Annotated in this window: 26 protein-coding genes; 19 read left to right on the top strand and 7 right to left on the bottom strand. The window is 57.5% G+C overall.

Annotated features, from left to right (window positions below; all coding sequences use genetic code 11):
* Window positions 1-39: 39 nt before the first annotated feature.
* Window positions 40-396, bottom strand: a complete 357-nt coding sequence (locus AC0L2B_RS17000) for a hypothetical protein (protein ID WP_023797902.1) — start codon at window positions 394-396, stop codon at window positions 40-42.
* 196 nt (window positions 397-592) lie between these two features.
* On the opposite strand from AC0L2B_RS17000, the gene AC0L2B_RS16995 reads away from it, so the two are divergent.
* Both AC0L2B_RS16995 and AC0L2B_RS16990 read left to right on the top strand, forming a co-directional pair.
* On the top strand, window positions 593-2,221 hold the full coding sequence (locus tag AC0L2B_RS16995) for a fatty-acid--CoA ligase (RefSeq protein ID WP_473746158.1): 1,629 nt from the start codon (window positions 593-595) through the stop codon (window positions 2,219-2,221).
* A gap of 75 nt (window positions 2,222-2,296) precedes the next feature.
* Window positions 2,297-3,082 carry a DUF1499 domain-containing protein gene (locus tag AC0L2B_RS16990; protein ID WP_473746157.1) on the top strand — a complete coding sequence of 262 codons (786 nt, stop codon included), beginning with the start codon at window positions 2,297-2,299 and terminating at the stop codon, window positions 3,080-3,082.
* 88 nt (window positions 3,083-3,170) lie between these two features.
* Here AC0L2B_RS16990 and AC0L2B_RS16985 read toward each other — a convergent pair whose 3' ends face one another.
* Window positions 3,171-4,349, bottom strand: coding sequence for a LacI family DNA-binding transcriptional regulator (locus tag AC0L2B_RS16985; protein WP_473746156.1), 1,179 nt, complete (start codon window positions 4,347-4,349; stop codon window positions 3,171-3,173).
* Between the two features lie 17 nt (window positions 4,350-4,366).
* Between AC0L2B_RS16985 and AC0L2B_RS16980 the strand changes: the two genes are divergently transcribed.
* The 5 genes from AC0L2B_RS16980 (at window position 4,367) to AC0L2B_RS16960 (ending at window position 9,102) form a co-directional block, all read left to right on the top strand.
* Window positions 4,367-5,407 carry an ABC transporter substrate-binding protein gene (locus AC0L2B_RS16980; RefSeq protein ID WP_473746155.1) on the top strand — a complete coding sequence of 347 codons (1,041 nt, stop codon included), beginning with the start codon at window positions 4,367-4,369 and terminating at the stop codon, window positions 5,405-5,407.
* A gap of 25 nt (window positions 5,408-5,432) precedes the next feature.
* Window positions 5,433-6,470, top strand: a complete 1,038-nt coding sequence (locus tag AC0L2B_RS16975) for an ABC transporter ATP-binding protein (RefSeq protein ID WP_473746196.1) — start codon at window positions 5,433-5,435, stop codon at window positions 6,468-6,470.
* The gene (locus tag AC0L2B_RS16970) at window positions 6,467-7,354 is read left to right on the top strand and encodes an ABC transporter permease (RefSeq protein WP_473746154.1); all 888 of its coding nucleotides are present in this window, start codon (window positions 6,467-6,469) and stop codon (window positions 7,352-7,354) included. Before AC0L2B_RS16975 ends, AC0L2B_RS16970 begins: the two co-directional genes overlap by 4 nt.
* On the top strand, window positions 7,347-8,138 hold the full coding sequence (locus AC0L2B_RS16965; protein WP_473746153.1) for an ABC transporter permease: 792 nt from the start codon (window positions 7,347-7,349) through the stop codon (window positions 8,136-8,138). The genes AC0L2B_RS16970 and AC0L2B_RS16965 overlap by 8 nt, the downstream gene beginning before the upstream one ends.
* 115 nt (window positions 8,139-8,253) lie before the next feature.
* On the top strand, window positions 8,254-9,102 hold the full coding sequence (locus AC0L2B_RS16960) for a phosphorylase family protein (protein ID WP_473746152.1): 849 nt from the start codon (window positions 8,254-8,256) through the stop codon (window positions 9,100-9,102).
* 189 nt (window positions 9,103-9,291) lie between these two features.
* Here the strand turns inward: AC0L2B_RS16960 and AC0L2B_RS16955 are convergent, their stop codons facing one another.
* From AC0L2B_RS16955 to AC0L2B_RS16945, 3 genes are all read right to left on the bottom strand, one after another.
* Window positions 9,292-9,669: a type II toxin-antitoxin system PemK/MazF family toxin gene (locus tag AC0L2B_RS16955; RefSeq protein WP_473746151.1), complete on the bottom strand. Its 378-nt coding sequence runs from the start codon at window positions 9,667-9,669 to the stop codon at window positions 9,292-9,294.
* Window positions 9,626-9,868 carry an AbrB/MazE/SpoVT family DNA-binding domain-containing protein gene (locus tag AC0L2B_RS16950; protein ID WP_473746150.1) on the bottom strand — a complete coding sequence of 81 codons (243 nt, stop codon included), beginning with the start codon at window positions 9,866-9,868 and terminating at the stop codon, window positions 9,626-9,628. The genes AC0L2B_RS16955 and AC0L2B_RS16950 overlap by 44 nt, the downstream gene beginning before the upstream one ends.
* Window positions 9,869-9,996: 128 nt before the next feature.
* A complete protein-coding gene (locus AC0L2B_RS16945) occupies window positions 9,997-10,908 on the bottom strand; it encodes an MBL fold metallo-hydrolase (RefSeq protein ID WP_473746149.1) in 912 nt (303 codons plus the stop codon).
* A 125-nt stretch (window positions 10,909-11,033) separates the two neighbouring features.
* Here AC0L2B_RS16945 and AC0L2B_RS16940 point away from each other — a divergent pair, with 125 nt between their 5' ends.
* Window positions 11,034-11,618, top strand: coding sequence for a biotin transporter BioY (locus tag AC0L2B_RS16940; protein WP_473746148.1), 585 nt, complete (start codon window positions 11,034-11,036; stop codon window positions 11,616-11,618).
* 195 nt (window positions 11,619-11,813) lie between these two features.
* On the opposite strand, the gene AC0L2B_RS16935 is transcribed toward AC0L2B_RS16940, so the two are convergent.
* Entirely contained in the window at window positions 11,814-12,002 is a 189-nt protein-coding gene (locus tag AC0L2B_RS16935) for a hypothetical protein (RefSeq protein WP_473746147.1), read from the bottom strand.
* 26 nt (window positions 12,003-12,028) lie between these two features.
* Here AC0L2B_RS16935 and nusG point away from each other — a divergent pair, with 26 nt between their 5' ends.
* The 10 genes from nusG (at window position 12,029) to AC0L2B_RS16885 (ending at window position 22,119) form a co-directional block, all read left to right on the top strand.
* Window positions 12,029-12,586, top strand: coding sequence for a transcription termination/antitermination protein NusG (gene nusG, locus AC0L2B_RS16930; RefSeq protein WP_473746146.1), 558 nt, complete (start codon window positions 12,029-12,031; stop codon window positions 12,584-12,586).
* Window positions 12,587-12,934: 348 nt separating this feature from the next.
* A complete protein-coding gene (locus AC0L2B_RS16925; protein WP_473746145.1) occupies window positions 12,935-14,104 on the top strand; it encodes a sugar transferase in 1,170 nt (389 codons plus the stop codon).
* Window positions 14,105-14,190: 86 nt separating this feature from the next.
* Window positions 14,191-15,285 (top strand): GDP-mannose 4,6-dehydratase, encoded by a 1,095-nt coding sequence (gmd, locus tag AC0L2B_RS16920; protein ID WP_473746144.1) that lies wholly within the window; start codon window positions 14,191-14,193, stop codon window positions 15,283-15,285.
* Between the two features lie 21 nt (window positions 15,286-15,306).
* Window positions 15,307-16,062: a glycosyltransferase family 2 protein gene (locus tag AC0L2B_RS16915; RefSeq protein WP_473746143.1), complete on the top strand. Its 756-nt coding sequence runs from the start codon at window positions 15,307-15,309 to the stop codon at window positions 16,060-16,062.
* A gap of 210 nt (window positions 16,063-16,272) precedes the next feature.
* Window positions 16,273-16,965, top strand: coding sequence for an FkbM family methyltransferase (locus AC0L2B_RS16910; protein WP_473746142.1), 693 nt, complete (start codon window positions 16,273-16,275; stop codon window positions 16,963-16,965).
* Between the two features lie 94 nt (window positions 16,966-17,059).
* Complete coding sequence (locus tag AC0L2B_RS16905; protein ID WP_473746141.1) at window positions 17,060-18,331, top strand: lipopolysaccharide biosynthesis protein; 1,272 nt, start codon at window positions 17,060-17,062, stop codon at window positions 18,329-18,331.
* Window positions 18,328-19,062: an FkbM family methyltransferase gene (locus AC0L2B_RS16900; protein WP_473746140.1), complete on the top strand. Its 735-nt coding sequence runs from the start codon at window positions 18,328-18,330 to the stop codon at window positions 19,060-19,062. The genes AC0L2B_RS16905 and AC0L2B_RS16900 overlap by 4 nt, the downstream gene beginning before the upstream one ends.
* Window positions 19,063-19,092: 30 nt before the next feature.
* On the top strand, window positions 19,093-20,007 hold the full coding sequence (locus AC0L2B_RS16895) for a hypothetical protein (RefSeq protein WP_473746139.1): 915 nt from the start codon (window positions 19,093-19,095) through the stop codon (window positions 20,005-20,007).
* Between the two features lie 88 nt (window positions 20,008-20,095).
* Window positions 20,096-20,836, top strand: a complete 741-nt coding sequence (locus AC0L2B_RS16890; protein WP_473746138.1) for a methyltransferase domain-containing protein — start codon at window positions 20,096-20,098, stop codon at window positions 20,834-20,836.
* A gap of 125 nt (window positions 20,837-20,961) precedes the next feature.
* The gene (locus AC0L2B_RS16885) at window positions 20,962-22,119 is read left to right on the top strand and encodes an O-antigen ligase family protein (protein ID WP_473746137.1); all 1,158 of its coding nucleotides are present in this window, start codon (window positions 20,962-20,964) and stop codon (window positions 22,117-22,119) included.
* Window positions 22,120-22,124: 5 nt separating this feature from the next.
* On the opposite strand, the gene AC0L2B_RS16880 is transcribed toward AC0L2B_RS16885, so the two are convergent.
* A complete protein-coding gene (locus tag AC0L2B_RS16880; protein WP_473746135.1) occupies window positions 22,125-22,937 on the bottom strand; it encodes a hypothetical protein in 813 nt (270 codons plus the stop codon).
* Between the two features lie 277 nt (window positions 22,938-23,214).
* Here AC0L2B_RS16880 and AC0L2B_RS16875 point away from each other — a divergent pair, with 277 nt between their 5' ends.
* Window positions 23,215-24,357 (top strand): glycosyltransferase family 4 protein, encoded by a 1,143-nt coding sequence (locus tag AC0L2B_RS16875; RefSeq protein ID WP_473746134.1) that lies wholly within the window; start codon window positions 23,215-23,217, stop codon window positions 24,355-24,357.
* Window positions 24,358-24,474: the final 117 nt, after the last annotated feature.

Below are 24,474 nucleotides of genomic sequence, written 5' to 3'. Positions count from 1 at the left end.
ACCGACCAGGGCCGATGACCCTATCAGGCTGATAACCGATCAGGCGGCAGCCTGAAAGGCGTCCATCAGCCCGGCATAGGCGGCGGCGATACCGGCGACAGGATTTGTGCTTCGCGATGCGGTTTCGACCTTGAGCGCACCACCGCCGGTCGGCAAGGTAAGAAGCAGGAACTGGCGGTTGCCGCCATCGCCGACGCAAGCCGCGGCGACGTGCTGGCTTTCGCCTTCGTTCTGAACGCACATCTTGAACAGCAGCGTGCCGCCGACCGCCTCAAGGGCGCCGCCGACGACTTCGACGAATTCGTCCTCGGAAACGGTTTTGGCGTCCGGCACCAAATCGGCCAGGCTTTCGGCAAGCGAATCTTCGAGAGCTTTGTCGTCGAGCTGCGCGTCCATGCGAACCTCTTTCATTCGCCAATCACACCCCTACCATTAATCAAAGTTAATGTCGACAATGGCCGGATTGTGGCGGTTTTTCCTGCCTTTTCGAACAATGGGCTGCTTCTGCCCGGTCATGGCTGGACAATCCGCGTGTTCGTCCCACAATGGAGCGAAAACCAGTGGGGGAACGAAAACCAATGGGAGGAGAAGAATGCTCGGACTGATGCAGGAATGGCCGCTGCTTTGCCACAAGCTTATCGACAACGCAGCCAGGCAGCACGGCGAACGCGAGATTGTGTCGCGCTCGATCGAGGGCCCGATCGTCCGGACCACTTACGTCGAAATTCATCGCCGCGCCTTGCGGGTCGCTGAGCGGCTCGAGCGTGATGGCTTCGGGCTTGGCGACCGCATCGCCACATTGGCCTGGAATACGGCGCGCCACATCGAAGCCTGGTACGGCATCATGGGTGTCGGCGCGATCTATCACACGCTTAATCCGCGCCTGTTTCCCGAGCAGATCGCCTGGATCATGAACAATGCCGAGGACAAGGCGATCTTCGTCGACCTGACATTCATGCCGCTGCTTGAAAAGATCGCCGGCGCGGTCAAATTGCTCAAAAAGGTGATCGTGCTGACCGACAAGGCGCACATGCCGCAGACGGCGCTGCCGAATGCTGTTGCCTATGAGGAATGGCTTGACGAAGCCGACGGCGCCTTCACCTGGAAGACGTTCGATGAAAACACCGCCGCCGGCATGTGCTACACCTCGGGCACGACAGGCGATCCGAAAGGCGTCCTCTACAGCCATCGCTCGAACGTGCTGCACGCCATGATTGCGGCGATGCCCGATGCGATGGGCCTCTCCTCGCGCGACACCATACTGCCGGTTGTGCCGATGTTCCACGCCAACGCCTGGGGCCTTGGCCAGAGCGGCCCGATGATCGGCGCCAAGCTGGTCATGCCTGGCTGCAAGATGGACGGCGCCTCGATCTACGAGTTGCTCGACACCGAAAAGGTGACGTTCAGCGCCGCCGTGCCGACAGTGTGGTTGATGCTGCTGCAGTACCTGGAGGAGACCGGCAAGAAACTTCCCTATCTGAACAAGGTCGTTATCGGCGGCTCATCCTGCCCGCGTGCGATCACGGCAAAGTTCCAGGGCAATTACGATGTCGAGGTCATCCATGCATGGGGCATGACCGAAATGTCGCCGCTCGGCACGCTGTGCACCATGAAGCCGGGCTATGCCGGGCTTGAGGGCGAAGCCCGGCTCGACGTCCAGGGCAAGCAGGGTTTTCCGCCTTTCGGCGTCGAAATGAAGGTCACCGACGACGACAACAAGGAGATGCCTTGGGACGGCAGGACATTCGGGCGCCTGAAGGTCCGCGGACCGGCCGTCGCGCGTGCCTATTATGGCGGCATCGGATCCGAACAGTTCGATGAAGAAGGCTGGTTCGATACCGGCGATGTCGCCCATATCGACCCAGGCGGCTACATGCAGATCACCGATCGCGCCAAGGACGTCATCAAGTCGGGCGGCGAATGGATCTCGACCATCGAGCTCGAGAATCTCGCGATCGGTCATCCGGATGTGGCGGAGGCGGCCGCCATCGGCATCCAACATTCGAAATGGGGCGAACGGCCGTTGCTTGTCGTGGTCCGCAAGCCGGGCCGCGAGCCGACCAAGACGGATATCCTCGCCTTCATGGACGGCAAGGTGGCGAAGTGGTGGATGCCGGATGACGTCGCCTTCGTCGGCGAGATTCCCCACACCGCTACCGGCAAGATCCAGAAGACAACCTTGCGCCGGCAGTTCAGGGACTATCGCCTGCCGACGGACTGACTGACATGACGTCCTTTGCCTACAAGCCGCCGCTGAACGGCTTAAGCGCCGGTCCGGGGTGAAGCAGTGCTGAAAATGATGAAAACTCCCGAGCGACAGACGTCGAGGGCGGCCGGCTGGTCGCGGCGGACAGGCGCTTTTTCGGCGGTTCTGCTGCTGACCGTTCTCGTCGGCCACCGCTATCAGCTTGTTGAAACGCCGGCTTTCCTTTGGGTGCTCGGCATTGTCGCGCTGCTTGCCGCCTTGGCGCTGCTGTTGGCCGGCCTTGCCTTTTCGAGAATCTGGAATTTCGGCGACCGTGGCGGTCGCGACCTCAGCGTCGGCGCGGTGCTGGCACTGCTGGTGCTTGTTCCTTTTGGCATTGCCGCCTACTGGGCAGCGACTTCTCCGCCGCTCAGGGACATCTCGACGGATTTCGACGATCCGCCGGCGCTCGACACCAGCACCCGGACCGCAGACATGAACGCGCTTTCGCCACCGACCCCGGGCGAGCGGCGCCTGCAGGCCGAGACCTATCCGCTGGTCACCAGTCGCAGCTATCAACTGCCTTTCGATCGGGTCCTGGAAGCAGTCGCAACCGTGCTCGGTCGTCGCGACTGGCAGCTTGCGGCGCCGTTTCCCCGTGCGATCGGGCAAAGCGAGGTGACGATCAACGCCCTGGCCAGGAGTTTTATCCTCAGCCTTCCCGCCGACGTCGCTATCCGGGTGACCGACGATGGCGATGCGGTCACCGTCGACATGCGTTCGGCCGCGCGTTACGGCCGCTACGACCTTGGCGACAATGCGGCCCGCATCGTGGATTTCCTGGCCGAGCTGGATCAGGAAGTCGCCGGCCAGGTCGGTACGGCCCCGGCCGAGTGACGTCCAGAGCATTTTTACAGCCAAAGCGGCATCGCTTTGACGCCACAGAAATGCGGCTTATACAATCAGGGGTTGAGTATGCGACAGGCTATTCGGCCGGCTCGAATTCACCCTTGAGCAAAATTGTCTCCACCGGCCCGAGCGGATTGATGATCCGGCTCTCCAGGACTTCGACAAGCTTGCGTCCGACAGCCGCCATATCGACGGAATGAACTTCGATCTTTGCCGGCAGGAAGCGTGCCAGCCGTGTGCTGTCACGCGTGACGATGTGGACGTCGCTCCCCGGCGCAAGACGTCTTTTGTCAAGAGCGTGCAGCGCCCCCAGAAGGCCGAGTTCGTTGGCGCATGCCAAGCCTGTCGGCGGATCTGAGCAAGCCAGCAAGCGATCGAACCAGGCTGCGCTCGATTCCATAGTGAACATGCCATGACCGATCAGCGATTGGTCGATCGCAATGCCGGCCTCGGCCATTGCCCTTGCATAGCCGGAAAGACGCATGGCACTTCCGTGATCCTCAGGAACCAGAAGTTGCAGTGCAATGCGTCGGCAGCCCTTGTCCATGAGCCGTCGGGTTGCCTCGTAGGCAATCTGTTCATTGTCGACATCGACATAAGGATACGCGGTGTCCAGGTCGGTTCTTCCAAACGCGACGAATGGCATGCGTTGATCCAGCAGCAGCTTGACGCGCGGATCACCCGACACCAGGCGCGTGATGATCAGTCCGTCCGTGCTGCGCGCCTGAAGCTGCCGCTGCACGCTCTCGACGGGATCGTCGTCGGGCGTCGTGGAATAGATGGACAGACTATAACCGGCTTGCCGCGCCGCCAGCGTCATGCCTTCGATCAAAGGCAGCTTCAACAGATCGGACAGATGGTCTCGGGTCTCCATCGGCAGTACGGCCGTCAGCGTCAGCGTTCGACCGGTCTTGAGCGCACGACCATGATGATTTGGCAGATAGCCGACCCGCTTGGCCGCCTCCTTGACGCGGGCTATGGTCGAGGGCTGCACTTCCGGCCCATCCTTCAGAGCGCGGGACACCGTGGTTACCGAGAGGGAAAGTTCCGCCGCGATCTGTTTTAGATTGGCCATTGTTCGCCCGACTTCCTTTGCGAAAGCGCCGGCTGACTTGCTGACCGCCATAACGTTACCGGATTCGACCTCCCGGTCAATCCGAACGCCCGTCGCAAGCAGCTTGACTCCTGCGTATTCAGATGCAATCGTAACGTTACGATTGCAAATAAATAGCCATTTCCGGCAATATTTGTTCAAGTTGGGGAGGAGAACCTATGTCCTGGCTGCGCATTTCCTTAACAGCATTCGCCATCTCGGCTGCCGTGCCCGTCCATGCGCAAACACTCACCATCACGACCGCAGGCGGCGATTATGGCAACGCCATGAAAGAGGCCATGTGGGGCCCTGCTGCAAAAGAGCTTGGCCATGATGTCCGCGAGGAGACCCTGAGCGACGGCCTGGCCGCCTTGAAGATGCAGGTCACCTCGGGGGCAATTGCGACCGACATTATCCACCTCGGCTCGCCGGAAGGCGCCCAGGCAGCCGCTCAATCGCTGCTGGAGCCGCTCGACTACAAGATCATCGATCCCAAATCCGTGCCGGAGGGTGCCGCGTCCGACTACTGCTATCCCTTCGATTCCTATGGCACCGTCCTGTCGTGGAACACCAAGACCTATGGCGAGAAGCCGCCGAAGACCTGGGCCGAGTTCTGGGACGTTGCCAAATTCCCGGGCCGCCGCGCATTGCGCGCCAATGCGCAGGACTCGATCGAGATCGCGCTTCTCTCCGATGGCGTGGCGCCGGCGGACGTCTATGCCGTGCTCAGCACGCAGGAAGGGCTGGAGCGCGCCATCAAGCGGCTTGAAGCGATCAAACCGGATGTCGCCGTGTGGTGGACCTCGGGAGCCCAGTCCGCGCAACTGCTGAAGGATGGCGAGGCGGATTTGGTCGTTACCTGGAACGGCCGGGCAGAGACCGTGAAAAAAGATGGCGGCGCGGCTGACTACACGTTCAAGGGGTCGGTCATCGGCACGGACTGCCTTGGGGTGCCGAAGGGCGCGCCGAACAAGGAAGCCGCGATGAAGCTCATCGCAGCGATGACGCAGCCCGCGCGCGTTGCGAAGCTGACCGATTTCATCGCCTATGGCCCGGTCAATCCTGCGGCCTATGAGGGCGGCCTGATTCCCGAGGACCGTCTGAAGACGCTTGCGACCGCGCCTGAAAATGCCGGCACTTCGGTGTTTTCGAATTCACAATGGTGGGTCAAGAACGGCGAGGCTGCCCAACAAGCCTTCGACGAGATGATGGCCCGCTGAGCCTCGGCTGACAAGGCTGGAGATGATGAAGTCGCTCCCGATCACCATCGACAGCGTCAGCAAGGCTTACGGGTCCTACGTCGCACTGGATGATGTCTCGCTCGACATTCAAGCTGGCGAGTTCCTCACGCTGCTGGGGCCCTCGGGATCGGGCAAGACCACGCTGCTCATGGCTCTGGCCGGTTTTGTCCGGCCGGATTCCGGCAAGCTCTTGTTGGGCGATCGCGACATTACTCGCCTGGCGCCCAACAAACGCGACATCGGCATCGTATTCCAGAATTACGCCTTGTTTCCCCACATGAACGTCCTGGCGAACGTCGCCTATCCGCTGGCGCTGCGCAAGACGCCGAGAGCGGAGGCGCGTCAGCGGGCGCTTGCCACCTTGGCCCGCGTGAAGCTGGATGGCCTGGCGGAGCGCAATGTTGCCGCACTGTCCGGCGGCCAGCGCCAACGGGTGGCGTTGGCGCGGGCAATCGTCTTCGAGCCGCGCGTGATGCTGATGGACGAGCCGCTGTCGGCGCTCGACAAGAATCTGCGCGAAACCATGCAGTACGAGATCCGGCGTCTGCACGATGACCTGGGGATCACCACAATCTACGTGACCCACGACCAGCGCGAGGCGCTGATCATGTCTGACCGGATTGCGGTGATGAACGCCGGCCGCATCCAGCAGATCGATACGCCGCAGCGGATCTATGATTGTCCATCGACCCGCTTCGTCGCCGAGTTCATGGGCGAGGCCAACATTGTGGCGCCGGGCTCGGTGCGCAGGATCGACGGCGCCGAAGCGTCAGGCGAAACCCTGATGATCCGCGCCGAAAGCTTCCACCTTGATGCCAAGTTCGTCGGGGCAGACGGCGTGGCTCTCGAAGGAATACTGCGCGCCAAGGCGTTCCGCGGCGAGAACTGGCTTTTGACGCTGGCGCTTGACGGTGGCCAGGAGGTTCTTGTCTGCATTCCGGCAGCGCTGGCCGGCGGCTGCGCCCAACTTGCCGCCGGCCAGCGGATGACCGCCTATGCACCAGCAGCCAAGGTTCACGCGATATCGGGAGCGATGGCGTGACGGTCACCGCGGATCCTGCGCTCCTGGCGGATGCGCGCCGCGAGCGGCGGTTTTTCCTTTCGCTTTCGCTGCCGGCGCTGTTCATCGTTGGACTGGCGGCGATACTGCCCATCCTTTGGATCATCCGGCAATCTTTTTTGACCACAGGCGGTGAGTACACTGTCGGCAACTACGCCAAAGTGCTTTCGAGCGGACTGACATGGTCGGCGCTCGTCACCACCCTCGAACTGTCGCTCGGCACGCTGGCGATCTGCGTTCTTCTGGGCATCCCGCTGGCACTCGCCTTGGCCAGCGCCAGGCCAAGGGTGGCCAACGTGCTGATGGCCTTCGTCATGCTGCCGTTGTGGACCGCCATCCTGGTGCGCACCTATGGCTGGCTCGTGCTCTTGCGGCGTGATGGCCTGATCAACGCGGCCTTGACTGGTTCGGGCCTGACGGCGGAGCCTTTGCCGCTGGTCTATAATTTTACCGGAACGCTGATCGGCATGGTTCACTACATGCTGCCGATCTTTCTGCTGCCGGTTTATGCCGCGATGCGCGATATCGACCCAAACCTCGTTCGCGCGGCAGCGAGCATGGGAGCCACGCTCGGGCAGGTCATCCGCACCGTCATCATGCCGCTTTCGGCCGGCGGCATTTTTTCGGGTTCGGTCATCGTGCTCATCTATTCCATCGGTTTTTTCATCACGCCGGCGGTGCTTGGCGGCGGCAAGGTAAATCCTCTCTCTACCCGGATCGAGCGTGCGCTATCGACCTTTCAGGACTGGGGGTCGGCGAGCGTCCTGGGCATCCTGCTCCTCGTTCTCATGGCGCTGATCGGTGTGATGCTGCTGGCGGCACGCCGCCTGCTGGCCCAGGACGCAGCGGCAGCCGCCCATGCTTGAAGCCTATCCGCAAAACCGGCTCGCCCGCATTGTCCTGTGGAGCTTTGCTGCGCTGGTCATGGCATTTCTGATGTTGCCGACGCTGGTGGTGGTGCCGCTTTCGTTTTCGGCATCGAGCCTCCTCGAGTTTCCGCCGCACGCCTACTCGTTGCGCTGGTACGAGAATTTTTTCGGCTCGGCGACGTGGATGGCAGCACTCAGGACGAGCCTGATCCTTGGGACATTGACGGCGCTGATCGCTGTGCCTTTTGCGCTGCTCGCCTGCATCTCGATGAATCGGCTGGGCGGCAAGACCGCAGCTTCCATCCAGAGCATCCTGCTCACCCCTTCGATCACCCCGGGAATCCTGCTGGCGATCGGCCTGTTCTTTGTGCTGGCGGCGCAACGCCTGGTCGGGACGCTGTTCGGTGTGCTGGTCGGACATGTGGTGCTCGCCGTTCCGGTGGCGTGCATTGTGTTGTTGCCTGCCCTGGCTCGCTTCAACTGGAACCAGGTTCAGGCGGCGCGCAGCCTCGGCGCGGACTGGGCCAGGGCTATTGGCGGGATAATCGTTCCGCAACTTCGGCTCAGCCTGTTGTCGGCGACATTGATGGCGTTCCTGACGTCGCTCGACGAGTCCGTGATTTCGATCTTCGTGGCAAGTGGTCGCAACAGCACGATGCCGAAGCTCATGTTCATCTCGCTGCGCGATCAGATCGATCCGACCATTGCGGCGATCTCGACATTGTGGACCGCCATTGTTGTGGTCGTCGTCGTGATCGTCGCCCTTCGCCAAAAATCCTGACCGAGCCAAAAATCCTGACCGAGCCAATATCCTGACCAAGATGGGAAGCATGCCCCAAAATCATCACGCAGCCGGTGCTCCGGCCGATCGATCGACTGACATACCTCAGGTAGGCTTGGCCGTCATCACCGGGTCGGCAAACTGGGGGCTGGCCTTCCCGGAAGACGTCGGCTTCGATGGCGTGCGCACGCTGCGGCGCGACATGAGTTTTGAAACGCCCTTCGGTCGTACCGACAACTGGAAGTTGCTCGAGTTCGATGCCTCGATTTCAGCCGAAGGCAGAGCAAAGCGGGCGTTGTGCATGTATTCGCACGGCAATCCCCGCGACCATATCGACCATTCCTGCCATCGCCGCGCGTTCTGGGTGTTGATGCAAGCGGGGGTGCGGCAAGTCCTCGCCTGCTCGACCGTTGGCGCCGTCAACAAGGCGATCCAGCCCGGCGACATGGTGGTGCCCGCCGACATCATCGAATTGACGCAGACCCCGTTTTCACTGCTTCCGGACCGCCAGAGTTTTGACTGTTCGGGCAAGCAGATCGTATGTCCAAGATGTGCGGCGGTTCTGGCCGAGACGGCCCGCCGCAATTGGCCAGCCCGCGTTCATGGCATCGAACAGCAACTGGTGGCCGCCCACTGCTATGGGCCGCGGCTGACAACGCCGGCCGAGGCTTTGGCCTATCGCGGCATGGGGGCGGATGTGCTCAACCATTCCATCGCCCCGGAGGCGACCCTGGCGCGCGAGATCGGCGCCTGCTTCGTGCCCTGTGCGTTCGTCACGGCGGGTTTTAACGACTATATGGACCGCAACCGCCAGAAATTGCTGCAGGAGGACGTGCTGCCCAATCTCTCCATGACAGCCTCGCTTGTCGCGCTGGAGACCGCCGCGCGGCTTCCGGCCAATCCGCAATGCTCTTGTCAGGGTCTGAAGTCGCCCCAACCTGAAGAGCGTTCCAGCCGGTTCTGAGCTTTCGGGAGGGCGATTATCTGGTTGACAAACCCAAAGAGCGGGCCCGCCAAGCCTTTTCCGCTTCGGCCCAATACGCGGGATATATTGCGGCGAATGGACGGTTCAGCAAGCCGACCCTTACGGGGGTGCGAGCAAAAGAGGAATTGCCCGCCGATCAAGTAGATAACGGCAAGCTAGGCGTTGCGCTTAGAGACCCAAGATCGCGCGCATTTTCCCGAGAACTTCCGCGGCGAGATCAGGTCTGTTTTCGACAAACTCGGCGTTCCGGGCCGACCAGTCGAAGCTTTTGACTTGATCCGACAACACCACGCCTGTCGTCTTTTTGCCGCTCGGCACGGCCACTTCAAAAGGATAATTTTTGGCCTGATTTGTGATCGGGCAGAGAATGCAAAGGCGGACAATTGAGTTATATTTTGTCGATGACAGAACGAAGGCCGGGCGCCTCTCGGCTTGTTCCCGGCCCATCTGGGGGTCAAAGCTAATTCTGATTATGTCATACTGCTCAGGGCAATATGGCACGCTAGAACTCGTTGCCGACCGACTTACCGGTGGCCACCTCGTCATGACGATTTACTTCCGTGATTCCACACAGAAGAGCTTCCAGGTCATACACGTGGGTATCATCAACCGGGCGTACCAAAAGTACCCCGTTTGTCACAGATATGTCTACGGTACCGCCTTCACGCACCGAAATTTCACGCGCGAATGCGGTTGGAATACGCAGCGCCAGGCTGTTACCCCATTTTGCTACAGCGGTGATCATCGGACTATCTCCTACAGCTCTCACTGTATCTACGTTGGAGACACATAATAGGTTCCAAAGCTGAACGCAATATGAATGCAGCAAAAACCGCAACCACCATCGCAACGGATAACGGGATAGCGGCAATTTCACCAGCCAGGCAGGCTGAAAATGCCGTCGATGTCAGGGTCGCCGTCGGTGCTCGCCAGGCCGCGCGCCACCAGGTCCTCGAGATGGGCAAGCACCGACAGGCCGGCCGCGCCGTGCAGGCGCGGATCGGTATCCCGATAGATCGCCGCGACCATCTCCTTGATCGTCCGGTCGCCGCTTGTGATCCGCTCCAGGATCGCTTGCTCGCGCATCCTGCGATGCGTCTTCAACGCGCGCATGAAGCTGCGCGGCGCTGTCACCGGCCCGCCATGGCCGGGCAGCAGCAGGCGGTCGTCGCGCTCGATCAGCCGATCCAGCGAGGCCATGTAGTCGGCCATGGCGCCGTCCGGCGGCGCAACGATGGAGGTCGCCCAGGCCATGACATGATCGGCCGAGAACAGGATACCGCTTCCTTCCAGCGCAAAGGCTGCGTGGTTGGCGGTATGGCCCGGCGTCAGCACCGTTCTGATCGCAAAACCGTCGCCGTCGACCACCATATCGTCGGCAAGCGCGGCATCCGGATTGAAGGCGGTGTCGGCGCTGGCGTCGAGCGGATTGATTTCGCCGGTGCGCAGCGGCCTCGCCGGCCGATGCGGACCCTCGGCCAGGATAATTGCACCGGTGTGCTGCTTCAGCCGCGCTGCCAGCGGGGAATGGTCGCGATGCGTGTGGCTGACGAAAATATGGCTGACCGGCCTGTCTGCGATCACCGCGAGCAATGTCTTGAGATGCGCCTCGTCATCCGGCCCCGGATCGATCACCGCCAGCGTTTTCCGCCCGACGATGTAGCTGTTGGTGCCGTGGAAGGTGAACGGGCTGGGATTTTTCGCGGTGATCCGAACCACGTCGGGCGCAACGGTCACGCCCTGGCCGTAGGCCGGGTCGAAGTCGGTGTCGAATTTCAGCGCCATGGCAGTTCAGCCCTGTTCCAGAGGCGGCAAAACCGATGTCGGCAAAACCGATTGCCGCATAGCACGGAAGCCAATATAGGAAAACGCAAGGCCGCGATCTGCGGCAGTCCGCAATGAGGAAGACCATGGCAATTGCAACGACGCCGCTTGTTTCTCTCGCTCTGCCTGAAAAGGGCGCGGCCCGCCTGGCGACCCAGCTTTTGCTGGCGATCGTTGGGACGCTGCTGCTGACCTTGTCGGCCAAGACCAGGGTTTTGCTCGGACCGGTCGACATCTCGATGCAGACCCTGGCCGTGTTCCTGATATCAGCCGCATTCGGCATGCGCCTCGGCGTCGCCACGCTGCTTCTCTACATGGCGGAGGGCGCCATCGGCTTTCCGGTCTTCCAGGGCACGCCGGAAAAGGGCATCGGCATCGCCTACATGCTCGGCTCGACCGGCGGCTATCTCTTCGGCTTCTTGGTCATGGCGGCGATCGTCGGCTGGGCCGCCGATCGCGGCTGGGATCGCCATCCGGTCAAGCTCTTCAACGCGATGCTGGTTGCCGAAATCATCATGATGGCAATGGGCTTTGCCTGGCTGGCGCTGCTCATCGGCCCGGAAAAGTCGTGGCAGTTCGGCGTCGTGCCGTTCATCGTCGGCGACCTGATCAAGGTCGCCCTGGCGGCGAGCCTTGTGCCCGCCGTCTGGTCACTGCTCAAACGCTCCTGAGCTCTCGGGCGCAGCACTGATCGGCAAGCACAGGAATGATCCTGTCTCAGCGGCGGCTCGTCGGACTCGTCAAAGCAGGGCGGTCGGCATCTGCTTCGCAACGCTTTGCTAACGATACCGTCACACTATGGTCAAGGCTAAAGACTAAGGACCACGACAGCCGACGATTCGTCGCGAGCCAGTGTAACCGGGCGGCTACACATCGGGGCAATCGTTCGATACCGCTGGTTGGGTGGCTAAAAAAATAATGCGGTTTGATGACTCGTTAGGCATAGCTAAAGTTAATGGACAAATAGCAGGTTTTTTTCGACGAACCGCCTTGATTCCCGCGACATAGCTGCTCGCCGGTATCGTTGCGCTGTCGTAACCCTTGACATCGACCATGCCGAAGACCGCCGAGAGCGAGACGCGTGACTAGCCCGAAAAAAACAACTGTCAAGGCGGCTTCAGCGTTGCAACGGCCCGGCGCCGCAGCGCGCTGGTATGCCGCCAGCGTCTTTCCGGGAAAGGAAGACGTCGCCGAACGGCATCTCCGGCTGCAGGGGTTTCACCCGTTCATACCTCGCTGCGAGAAGACAATTCGTCATGCCCGGCGCGTGGAGACGCGACCGGCGGCCTATTTTCCAGGTTACCTGTTCATCGCTCTCGATGTCGCGCTGCAGCGGTGGCGCTCGGTCAATGGAACGTTCGGTGTGCGCTCCCTCATCATGCAGGGCGAGCGGCCATTGCCGGTCCCCTCGGGACTGGTGGAGCGGTTCATTGCGCTGACCGGCAAGGACGGCTTGCTTGATTTCAGTGGAGGCCTTACTGCAGGCGCTTCGGTTCGGATTCTCTCTGGTCCTTTCGCGGAGATGATCGGTCGTCTTGACCGGCTCGATCCAGTTGGAAGGGCCCGGGTTCTGGTTGCCATCATGAATGGCGAGATCCCTGTTGACATGGATTCAAGGGAACTCGTCGCGATCGCATAATTGACGCTCGGTTATGCGATGCAAGTGCTGCAAAGTCGGCTCTCGGTTTTCACCCGGGAGTGCGGTAGCCGTTGTTGGAGGCCGGGAGAACGGCGATGGCGCAGCAGCTGCAGTGTCCGCTATACTTCGTAAGGTTGCCTTGCGTACTAGTGGACACGAAGCTTGACACTTTCTGTATTTGCGTGGGATGCCAAGTGTCTCCTGACCGTTTTTCGGGACCCGCTAGAGAGCTCTGAATTGAATATGTCAATCATAAAGCCGCAAAATCAGCGGCACCTGCTACACCGGATTAGATTTCAACTCCTTGGTGGATTGGCTTTTGCAATTCTAACTCCAGCGATGGTTAGGATGCTGATCGACCCGAATATCTTGTACTACTCCAACATTCAGATTACGATCTTCGCGGGCATTGTCGCACACACTGCGGGCTTTTTTTTCTTTCGGCGAATAATAAATCTGCCTGGCGTCGCGGCTGCTGGTTATATTATGCCCACCTTTGCGCTGTCCTACGGACTTGTCTATCTGGCAATTTTCCTTTTCCGAATTGACTATAGCGCTTTCCAGGCAGCCGGCAGTTTGACGCTGTCAATCTTCTGGTATTTTGGTTTGAGCATTCTGAGCCGGCGCCTGGATCCGTATAGTCTCGCCGTGATTCCAGGCGGGGCTGTCGGTCGCCTTGAGGAGATTAGCGGCGTAGATTGGCATTGGCTCGGCTCCCCCGATACTGTCATTGATCGCGTAAGCGGGGTCGTTGCCGACCTTCGTGCCGAGCTATCCGATGATTGGGAGCGCTACATAGCCGATCAGGCTCTCGCAGGAGTTCCTGTTTATCACGTAAAGCAGATCAGTGAATCGCTGACGGGTCGCGTCGAAATCGAGCATTTGTCCGAAAACACGTTGGGTTCGCTCAATCCCAATCAGGCCTATATCAAAATCAAGCAGGTGATCGACTGGGTTTGCGCCCTGTTCGCCCTGATTGTGCTGGCGCCGTTTTTGTTGTTGGTTGCGCTGATGATCAGGCTGGAATCTCCTGGACCCGCCATATTTCGGCAGGAGCGCCTAGGCTACGGCGGAAAGTCATTTACGGTCTATAAATTCCGGACGATGACGGTCAGTGCACCTGAGGCGGCAAACGTTCGCCGTCTCGCCGTCACCAGGCCAGGCGATAGCAGGATTACCCGGCTCGGTCGCTTCCTTCGCAGGAGCCGAATTGACGAATTGCCGCAGTTGATAAATATCGTTCGCTCGGAAATGAGTTGGATTGGACCTCGCCCCGAAGCGACGGTGTTGTCTTCTCACTATTCGGTGGCGCTGCCGTTCTATCGCTACCGAAATATTGTTCGTCCAGGAATTTCCGGGTGGGCTCAGGTGAATCAGGGGTACGTGTCGGACGACGACGACGAGATCGAGAAGCTGCACTATGATTTCTATTACATCAAGAATTTCTCGCCATGGCTCGATATCGTTATTGTACTAAGGACTCTAAAGACGATGCTAAGCGGGTTTGGGTCCCGATAATTTGTCAAGTTGAATTCAGCCTGGTTTCATTGGTCGAACGCTGCATCGTTTGACTGGAGAACGCTAAAGCCGCCGAAAGGAACGAAATGAGCCGAAAAATCGCACTTATTACCGGCATCACCGGCCAGGATGGTGCCTATCTGGCCGAACTCCTTCTAGCGAAGGGCTATGACGTCCACGGTATCAAGCGGCGTTCCTCGTCGTTCAACACCGGTCGCATCGACAATCTCTACCAGGATCCGCATGAGAAGGACGTAAGGCTGTCGTTGCACTATGGCGACATGACCGACGCCACCAACCTCATCCGCATCGTCCAGGAAGTGCAGCCAGACGAGATCTACAATCTCGCCGCACAATCGCATGTCCAAGTGAGCTTCGAGACCGCGGAATACACGGCAAATGCCGACGCGATCGGCACATTGCGTCTCCTTGAAGCCATCCGGCTGCTTGGCCTGACAAAAAAGACGCGTTTTTATCAGGCATCGACTTCCGAGCTCTACGGCAAGGTGCAGGAGATCCCGCAGCGGGAGACGACGCCTTTCTATCCTCGCTCGCCCTATGCGGCGGCAAAGATCTATGCCTACTGGATCACCGTGAATTACCGCGAAGCTTACGATATTCATGCGTCCAACGGCATCCTGTTCAATCACGAAAGCCCGATGCGCGGAGAGACCTTCGTTACCCGCAAGATTACGCGCGCGGCGGCTGCAATCAGCCTCGGCCTTCAGGACAAGCTCTACCTCGGCAACCTGTCGGCTGAACGGGATTGGGGCCATGCCCGCGATTACGTCGAAGGCATGTGGCGAATTCTTCAGCATGACGTGCCAGACGACTACGTTCTTGCAACCGGGGTGAAGAACTCGGTCCGCCGTTTTGTCGAGCTTGCATTCAGCGAGGTGGGGACCGAGATCCAATGGGTCGGTTCCGGCGTCGACGAAAAAGGGTTTGATGCAAAATCGGGCGCCGTTCTGGTCGAGGTGGATCCGCGCTATTTCAGGCCGACCGAAGTTGAGCTGCTGATCGGCGATCCCTCGAAAGCGAAGCGCGTTCTCGGGTGGAAGGCAACAACCTCGCTCGATGCGATGGTCCAGGAAATGGTTCAGTCCGACCTCGAGACGGTAAGACGGGAATCCGAACACCGGCGCCTGGACGAGGATCGCATTCGCGTTGCAGCACAGTAAGCAACGTTGGACCGCTTCAACATGAAAATCTCGGTCTTGACGGTCTGCCGGAATTCAGCGGCAACGATCAGGCACACGCTTGACAGTTTTTTTGCCCAAGATCATGAGGCCAAGGAGCTGGTCGTTGTCGACGGAGCCTCGACCGACGAAACGCTCGCGATCGTTCGTTCCTATGCCGGGCAAGGGCTACAGATCATCAGCGAGCCTGACCGAGGCATGTATGACGCTCTGAACAAGGGGCTTGCGCTTTGCACGGGCGAAGCAATTGGGGCTCTTAACGCGGACGATGCATTTCACGACCGGTCCGTGCTTGGCAAGATCAGCGCGGCGCTCGCTGACGCCGATATTATCCACGGCCATCTCGACTTTGTCGACAACCACGACAGCAAGCGAGTGGTTCGTCGCTGGCGGGCGGAACCAAGACCTCGCAATGGCTTCCGTTCGGGCTGGATGCCTGCTCACCCGACCTTCTATGTTCGGCGTGCCGTTGCGGAACAGGTCGGACCGTTCAATCTGGCCCTCAAAGTCTCCTCAGACTACGACTGGATGCTGCGGGCCGTCGAGCTTCATGGCTTTAGGGTCGCGACGATCGATCAGGTCCTTGTCGACATGATGGTGGGAGGCGCAAGCACAAGGAGCCTGCGTTCACACATCGGGCACAATCTGGAAGCGCTGCGCTCTCGACGCCATTGGCTTGGGTCAGGCCCAGTCGATTACGCGCTTGTGGCGAAGCCGGCGCGGAAAATCCAGCAGTTTGTTTTTGCGCGGCGAGGCTAGACGAATATGAGTTTTGATAGCTCTTCCCTTTCGAGCAAGTGTCTGGTCGGCCCTCAAGGCATGGTCGATTTTGCATTCAAGCTATCTTGAAACCTATCGACCTTACGCACCGAAGCAGCGAGACTTTGTCGTCGAGAGCACGGCGACGTTCGCTGGGTGGTTTCGGGTAAATGACGTTCGCCGGAAAATGCAATGGAGCCTCGTACAGTGTTGAGCGACGTAAAATTCTGGGCCGCCAAATCCGGCTTGATACAAGAGCTGCGGGACATTCCGCTTCATTTTCAGCGCCGGGAAAGTTATGCCCAACACGGGGAGGATACTTTCCTCCTCAACACCATCTTCAAGGGTCAAACGCATCCTGGTCGATATCTCGACATCGGCGCTTCGCATCCGGTTCGCATCTCGAATACTTATCTCCTCTATCTCAGAGGCTGGTCCGGCATCGTTGTCGAGCCGATCAGTCGCCTCCTGCGTCTTCATCAGCGCTGGCGCCCGCGAGACACCCATGTCCAGTGCCTCATTGGCGAGACGGACAGCGTAGCAGAGTTCTTCTTGATGTATCCATCAGTGCTTTCAACCACTTCGCCAGAACAGTATCAGCATCTGTCATCAGCTGGGCACCGCTTGGTTGAGCGGCTTGAGCTTCCCCAATTGACGCTTGGCACGCTTCTCCAAGAACGCGGCGGAGGGAAACGGATCGATTTCGCAAGTGTCGACATCGAGGGCATCGACTGGATTGTCGCACAGCAGATTGCCGAGCTCAATGAGAGACTGGTTCCACGCTGCCTCTGCATCGAATCGAATGATGAAGACGCAAATCTGCGCATGACAAATCTGCTACGCGATGTTTATCGAAACAAAGAGCGCTTAGGCGTAAATACTATTTTCTGGAATGAGGCATGAGAAGGTCGACGGGCTTCAGGCTGCCCGCGACGGGCCAGCAAGGCCTGGCGCAATCGGAGGAAGTTGCCGTCGTTGTTAGATATGGCGATTCGAAATGTTCCGAAGCATCCTGACCGTTTTGTCGGGGTCAGTAATTGCGCAGCTCATTGCAATTTCGGTCCTTCCAGCCCTGACGCGGCTGTATGACGCGGAAGCCTTCGGCCGGTACCAGATCTATCTGTCGGTTCTGAACGTGGCGATCATGTTTTCTGCGTTTCGCTACGAGGTTGCGCTTCTCGGCGCGAAACCGGGGAGAGTTTTGGAAAACCTGTTAAAGCTGACATTTCGGCTATGTATCTTAACCGGTATGGTGGCTGTTGTTGCCGCCGGTATCGCCGATCTGTGGATGCCGAACCTGGTGTCGCCCCTACGCGACATCATCTTTATTCTGCCCGGCGCAATGATTGTCGCGGGACTCTACCAAATGCTCTCCTACTTGCCGATCCGAGAGCGCAATTACAGCCTCAGCGCGCGTTCGAAGATATTGCAGTCGGTGGGCTTTTCCGTTGGCGCGCTTGGGTGTGCCATATTTCCTTTCATTGGAGTTGGTCTCGTTCTAGCCGACACCTTCGGCAGGGTCGCCGGGAGCATCGCCATCCTTGTTCGCAGCGGCAATCTCTGGCGGATTCTGATCTCTCCCATCTCATTTTCTGCGATGAGATTTACGGCGGTTCGCTTCAAGGAATTTGGGTTCTTCACCTTTCCGGGAACACTTCTGTCCGCGCTCGGTGCCACCATCGTGCCCTTCGCCTTTCTTGCGCTGTTCAACCTGGAAGTTGCAGGACAGTATGCCCTCGTCGAACGTTTTATTCTCATGCCGGTTGCTATCGTCGCCGTGGCCGTATCGCAGGTCTTCACCGGTGAGTTCGCGAAACTTTATCGGACCGATAAAAACGGGTTGAATGGCGCATTTCGACGGGCGCTCTTTCAGCTTCTTGCCATTGGCCTGTTGCCGACGGTGCTGGGGGTGGTGTTCTCGCCAATCGTCGTCCCGTTCGTCTTTGGCGCCGATTGGGTCATGGCCGGCAAACTCTGCGCCATTGCGTTCCCAATCGCCTATGTGCGCTTTGTCGCAACTGCGTTGACGATGACTCTCATCATCATCGAGCGCCAGTCGCTCCAGTTCACCTGGGAAATAGGCCGGTTCCTTTTCACTCTGTTGGTGTTTGGCTGGCTCGGCTGGGCGCGGGTCGACAATCCCCTCACCGTCATGATCTGGTACGGACTGGCGACCGCTGTCACCTATGCTCTTCAACTTGCGTTGGCTGACCGTGCAACACTGATAGTCAATTTGCGGGCAAGGGAGAATGGAGTGACGATGCCATGAGGGTGGGTTTGACGTTCGCTGCGCAGCGAGTTTTCAATATGTTTGGCTACCATTTGAACAAGCTAGAGCCCGGTGTCCGCATCGATGACTCATTCGAGGAGCAATTGCGTCTCGCAGGTGACATCACCACGATCTTCGAGGTGGGAGCTGCCGACGGACGGGATACGCGGACATATGCCGACAGGTGCACGAAGGCGATCGTTCATGCTTTTGAGCCTTTGCCTGAAAACTTTGCCAAGCTCCGCAACGTTGCGGAACACGAGCCGCGTATCGTTCCCATTAACATGGCGGTCTCTTCGAAAGCCGGAACTGCGTCCTTCCATGTTGCGGCGCTTCCGGATGCCAGCTCCCTGTTCAGCGCTCGCAGTACTGGCTCAACGTTCGATAAATACACATCAAAAAAAGAAGTAATCGAAGTTAAAGTTACTACTCTAGACGAATATTGCGAGAAGGAAAAAATAAAAGGCGTAGACTTACTTAAGATGGATGCGCAGGGAGCCGAGCTCGAAATTTTAAAGGGGTCCGAAAATATAATAAGCAAAAAAAGAGTAAATGTTATTTACTCCGAAGTTAATTTTATGAGAATATATGATGGGTCCTGCCAATTCCATGAGGTGACAGCCTATCTTGAGCAATTCAACTACCGGCTCCACGCGATTTATAATCAGCACCATAACCAGTTCGGCCGGCTGGCCTGGGCTGATGCGATCTACCTGCCGAACATTGACTGAGTTTCGGCGTCTTCTATAGGGCAGGCGGTCATGGCACATCTCTACGGCTATCCCGATATCGGCCGTTTCGGTCTTGGTCACAGCATGCTCGCCTGGGCGCGCTGCGAGATATGGTGTCGAAAGAACGATGCGCAGATGCTCGGGCCGCGCTGGTTCCGGCCACGTATCGGTCCCTATTTGCGTCGTGAACGGGACAGGCGCGAATATTTCAAGCTTTTTACCAACGAAGGCTATGTCGGAGAGCCGTGGCGCACCATGCTCCTCGCAACGGCACGCAAAGTTCCGGCAGACACAGCTCCTTCCACAGCGAATGACGGCGGGAACACGGTCGTTGTCTTTAGGAATACCGTGGAATCGAACTTCGAGAAACATTTTCATGAGGTCCGCGGCTACGGTCCGGTGCTATATGACGCGTTTCGTAGGATCACCCGCAAAAGGTACCAGTCGGAGGCGCCAGCCACGCCTTTCCTAGCCATCCATGTACGCCTTGGCGACTTCTCCCGTTTCGACGTGAGCAAAGTGGAGGCGAGGACGCACAATCAGCGGCTTCCGATCGAATGGTATTGCGAAAGCCTTGTCGCCCTTCGCAAGGGATTGGGCACGAACATGCCGGCTCGTGTCTTTTCCGACGGAGATGATACCGACCTTGTTCCGCTGCTCCGTCTCCCGGAAGTGCGTCGTGCCAATGACGCAGAATCGGTCACGCACATGCTGGAAATGGCCCAGGCAAGTGCGATCATCGGAGCCGGCTCGAACTTCAATCTATGGGCGGCCTTTTTTGGACAGGTTCCGCGGATCACCTTCCCAAACCAAGCGATCGTTGTGGTAAATGACGACCCGACCCGCGAAACGAGCTTCCGCGATGATGTGCCCCTTCCTGACGCGTTCGTGAAGCACGTGAAGAGACAGTTCATACGGGAACAAAAGCAGAGCGAACTAATCTAGATCTGGCTAATGGACGGTATAATAAAGTCATGATCTTGAGCTATTTTCGATGTTCCGGTCCGGACCGGTTGGCAGGAAAAGGAGTACGGTGATTCTCAAGGCGTTTATTGGTTGGAACAGGAATGCCGCAGCATGGCTCGAACGCCGCTTTCCCCGAGTTTTCGGCGCGCCGTCTTACAAGGCGGAGCTTGAGCGTCGTATCGCCGAGGATGTTGCGCGCCTGAGGCCGTCGGCGATCCTTGAGGTCGGCGGGATCGACCGGCCACTTCTCGAGCGGAGTGCCGATTTCACCTATATCGGTCTCGACATCGAGGAAAGGCCGGATTGCTATCGCATCTACGATCGGTTTGTTGTCCAGTCGATCGAACAGCCAGTTGATGTCGAAGCGGACATGCTCATTTCGATCACATTGATGGAGCATGTGCCGGACAACAAGGCAGCGGCGCGTTCGATGTTTTTGACGTTGCGGCCAGGTGGCGTGATGCACCACTATATCCCGTCGAAATGGCATCCCTATTCGGTAGCATTGCGGCTCGTCGGGCCCGTTCTGCAAAAATGGCTGATCCCGCACCTTAGGCCGTCTGCGGTCGATGTTACCGGCTACCCGGCCTTTTTCGACCATTGCTCTCCTGCGGATATGTCGAAGGTGTTTCGCGGCCAGGGATTCGAGCAGGTCGACGTCATGGCATTTTACCGCGCCAGCGACTATTTCGCTTTCTTCTTGCCCGCCTATCTTTCCGTCGCTCTGTTCGAGAATCTTTGCGCAGTGCTGAACTGGCGCATCTTCTGTTCCGGCTTTGTTATCAGCGCCACAAGATCTGCAGACTAATTGACTCCCGCGCTTGGTTCTGTTGATGGCGCTTGATCAAAAACCGAGTAACTGAAATGCTCACATCAATTCAAAAGCGGTTAGTGGAAACCGTGCTTTTATGGTCGTTGGTTGGATACCCGCTGATGGGAATCTACACTACCGTTGCCGGTTTGGATAATCGCACAGTCTCGATTGCTCTCAGGCTAATTGTTGCCTCGGCATGCCTATTTCTCATTGCGAAAGCCATTTCCGATAAGAGGTTTAAAATCAATGCCCTTTTGGTGACATTTCTAATATTGTATTTTATTAGGCTCGTGTACGACTATGCATATCAGTACAATGATTATGCGCTCGTAGCGATTCAAGTTTACTTGGCGTCAGTCGCTATCCCGGCTATTGCTCTTGGATCGTATTCTGAATACTTATTACTAGCTCAAAAGAGAATTGTATTCCTGATTTCCTTTTCTGGCATATTATTTCTTCCAGCATACTTCTATGCATACCGAAGTGGACTTTTATACACTCAAGGTTTTGATGATTTTAGCGTTCGGTATGCTTCCGAATTCGTCAATGCGGTTGCACTTGGGCGCTTTACCTGTATTGTAGTGATTGCGTCGTTCTTTTACATGGTCGAATACAGGCCGCGCGTGATAGCGTATCCCGTGTATGTCGCGATTTTGGTCGGCGCAGGAGTCGCTCTGTTCCTGTCGGGGGCGCGAGCTGGGTTCGTTGGCTTGGTAGTTGCCGCGGCTGTCTACGCTATTGCCCGTCCATCGCGTTTAGCAATTCTGATGCCTTTCGCGCTTGGCGGCCTGATGTATCTGCCTCAGGACAACTTTCTGGTTAAACGCATGACCGATCTTGTCAACGCGCAATGGGACACCGGGGCGTTGGCACGCATGAATGTCCAGAGTACAGCGATTTCCGACTTCCTCGACAGCCCAATTATCGGGAAGCACTTCATCGATATGAACTGGGGCCCCGGCCTCTACCCACACAACATCCTCATCGAAATACTTATGGCGCTTGGTTTGGTGGGGGCGGTTCCGCTTTATCTTATATTTGGCATATCAATCTATAGAGCAATGAAATTTCGGGTCAATCTGACCTTTTACGCGATTATCTATATGGTTTCCTTCACATTCCTCCAAACGTCAGGCGCGATATGGGCGGCAGACAGCCTATTTGTGCTGACATCTGTTTTGTTGGCGGCCAGCAAGGACTTCGTGCCCCCCCGCGCTGTGGCAGCGCTTCAGCGCTCGAACAGAACCGCTCAACGCTGGTTTCACGCCCGCGCGTAAGGGGCTCAGGGAATCTTGCCTAACTCGCGAAGGAACCTCAAGGTGGCCTGCCACCATTCCGCTTGTTCGTCCCATTTTTTGGGCGAGTAGCCCGCCTCGCCAGTCATCGTGCCCCAGATAACGATACCGTCGGCGAATGCCCTGCAGGTGTCCAGTTGCGTATACCAGTAATCGCCTGGCAGAAAGGCAAAAGTCTTGTGAAACTGCGGCCATAGGAAGCAATAGACCGGCTTTCCCTGCGAGATTCTGCGCGCCTCCTCAATGTTGGCCCGCGCGAAGACCACCCAAGCGTCCTTGTCACCGTAAAACGTATAGAGGGAAGGAAAGAGCTCATCGACATGCGCCACGAGAGCGGCGGCAACTTCCGTGTTCCGAGACTTCCAGTCGTTGAGAGCATCATCGCCTTGCCAGCCGATGGCCCGCCAGTAGTCGCGGACTGGCAAAACGCTGTAAAGCCCAAGCTTGACACTTGGATCGGCCCGCCTGAAAGCGCTGAGCGTCGCCTGGTACTTGGCAATGGACGCCCTCGTATCCGCGTCGGAGCCGTCCAGCGGCCATTGCTCGATGTCGATCACCAAATGCTGGTTACTCCTCGGCAAGGCCAGAGCTTGCTGCACATGATCGGCCTTGGGAACATCAAAGCCCAAAACATGAGGATCGACGATGGTGAGATGGTCGAATCCGAACAGGTGGAAATCGGGGGGCTCGCCGGAAAAAACCAGGGTCTCGAACAGCTTGAACGGAGCGCGCGTCTGCGCCGTCGCGGGCCAGGAACTGGCGAGAATGCTTATCACGCAGAATGCTATTTTTTGAAACATGATGCTCGGTATCCGGTATCGCCAGCCAACGAGTTTCTGTAATTCGACAATGTTATGCCGGAGACGCGACGCTAGTCCAGCAGGGCCTGGTGCCGGAGGTGTGTTGCGGCGGAACGGAACATAAGCTGCGCTTGGCGAGGTGCGGGATTGGTAAAAGTTCCGTGCCAGACAACATGAGCTTTGACCGCTTTCGGGGCAACTGGTACCAACTAATATGAATCGAGCTTGTAGGAGCTTTGCGGGCTCCATGGGTTCAAAGAACGAGGCCGATTCTTGTATGAGCCAGCTCCAGGTGCCTAGTTCAAATCGTCGAATAGGGCGGATAGTCGTGGTGCAGCCGGCCTTGCCGATCTATCGCATAGATTTTTTTGAGCGATTGGCATCGCAATTTGGCGATCGTTTCGTAGTTTACGCCTCAAGGGAAGATCTTGGCGTTTTGACAAGCGACGCAGCCGAGCTGGATTGGTTTCGGCAGCTAGGTAGTATTCGCTCCGTTGGTGTAGGTCTCGACTGGCAGGTCGGTGCAGTGAATATACAGATAACGGATGCCGATCTTCTGGTAGTTTGTGGGGCGCCACGAACACTATCTACAATTGTTCTTCTTCTAAAAGCTAAGATAAGCGGTGCAAGAACTGTATGGTGGGGCCATTATTGGTCATCGACAAGCAAACCGTGGCGTCTAAAGGTCCGTTACTGGCTGATGGGGCTATCTGACGCATTATTATTCTACACAGAAAAAGAAGTGGATAGCTATCGTCGATCGTTTGGTATTGGTAAAATGCCAATTTACTCACTTAACAACGGCGTTAACATCGAGCCAATAAAGCGATTAAGGTTGCCTTACATCATCGAGAATCGTACACGCGATCTGCTATTTATTGGTCGATTGACTCAAAAATCTGGGGTCGATATTTTGCTTGACGGGTTAGCACGGCCGGAATGCTTGCACGTGACGTTAGATTTGATCGGAGATGGTGAAAGTAAGGTTAGGCTCCAGAAGAAATGCGAGGCTTTAGGTTTAAGTTCTCGCGTCTGCTGGCATAGTGCGACGACGGATGAAGAAAAAATTGCATCTATAGCAAACAGATGTAAGGTATTCATATACGCTGGGAGCGTTGGATTGAGTTTGATTCATGCATTTACTTATGGACTGCCGGCAATTCTGCATGACAACCCAAATCAACAGATGCCGGAGTATGCTGCATTAAAAGTTAATTTCAATGGCGTTACGTTCATTCAGAACGATACTCGTTCTCTTTCTGAGACAATCGCTGCGGCAAAAAACGATCCGGAGAAACTGCGTATATTGTCTTCTGGCGCTATAAGGACTACTGAGGAAACCTATAATACTAAAGACATGTCAATACGTTTTCAGCGAGTAATCGAACATCTTTCGGAAATTCGACGCGAGGAAACTTGATAATATTCATAAAACCATTGCGCCTAGGCACTGCATCTTCCATTTTGAAGGCGTGTATTAACAACCATGTTAACGAAAGTATCGGCGATGCAGGCTGCTAAAAGCGTCGGTCTTTGG

This window comes from Mesorhizobium sp. WSM4815 (assembly GCF_055811575.1).
The sequence above is the reverse complement of the archived record's forward strand: the minus strand, read 5'-3'. Positions and strand labels throughout refer to the sequence as shown.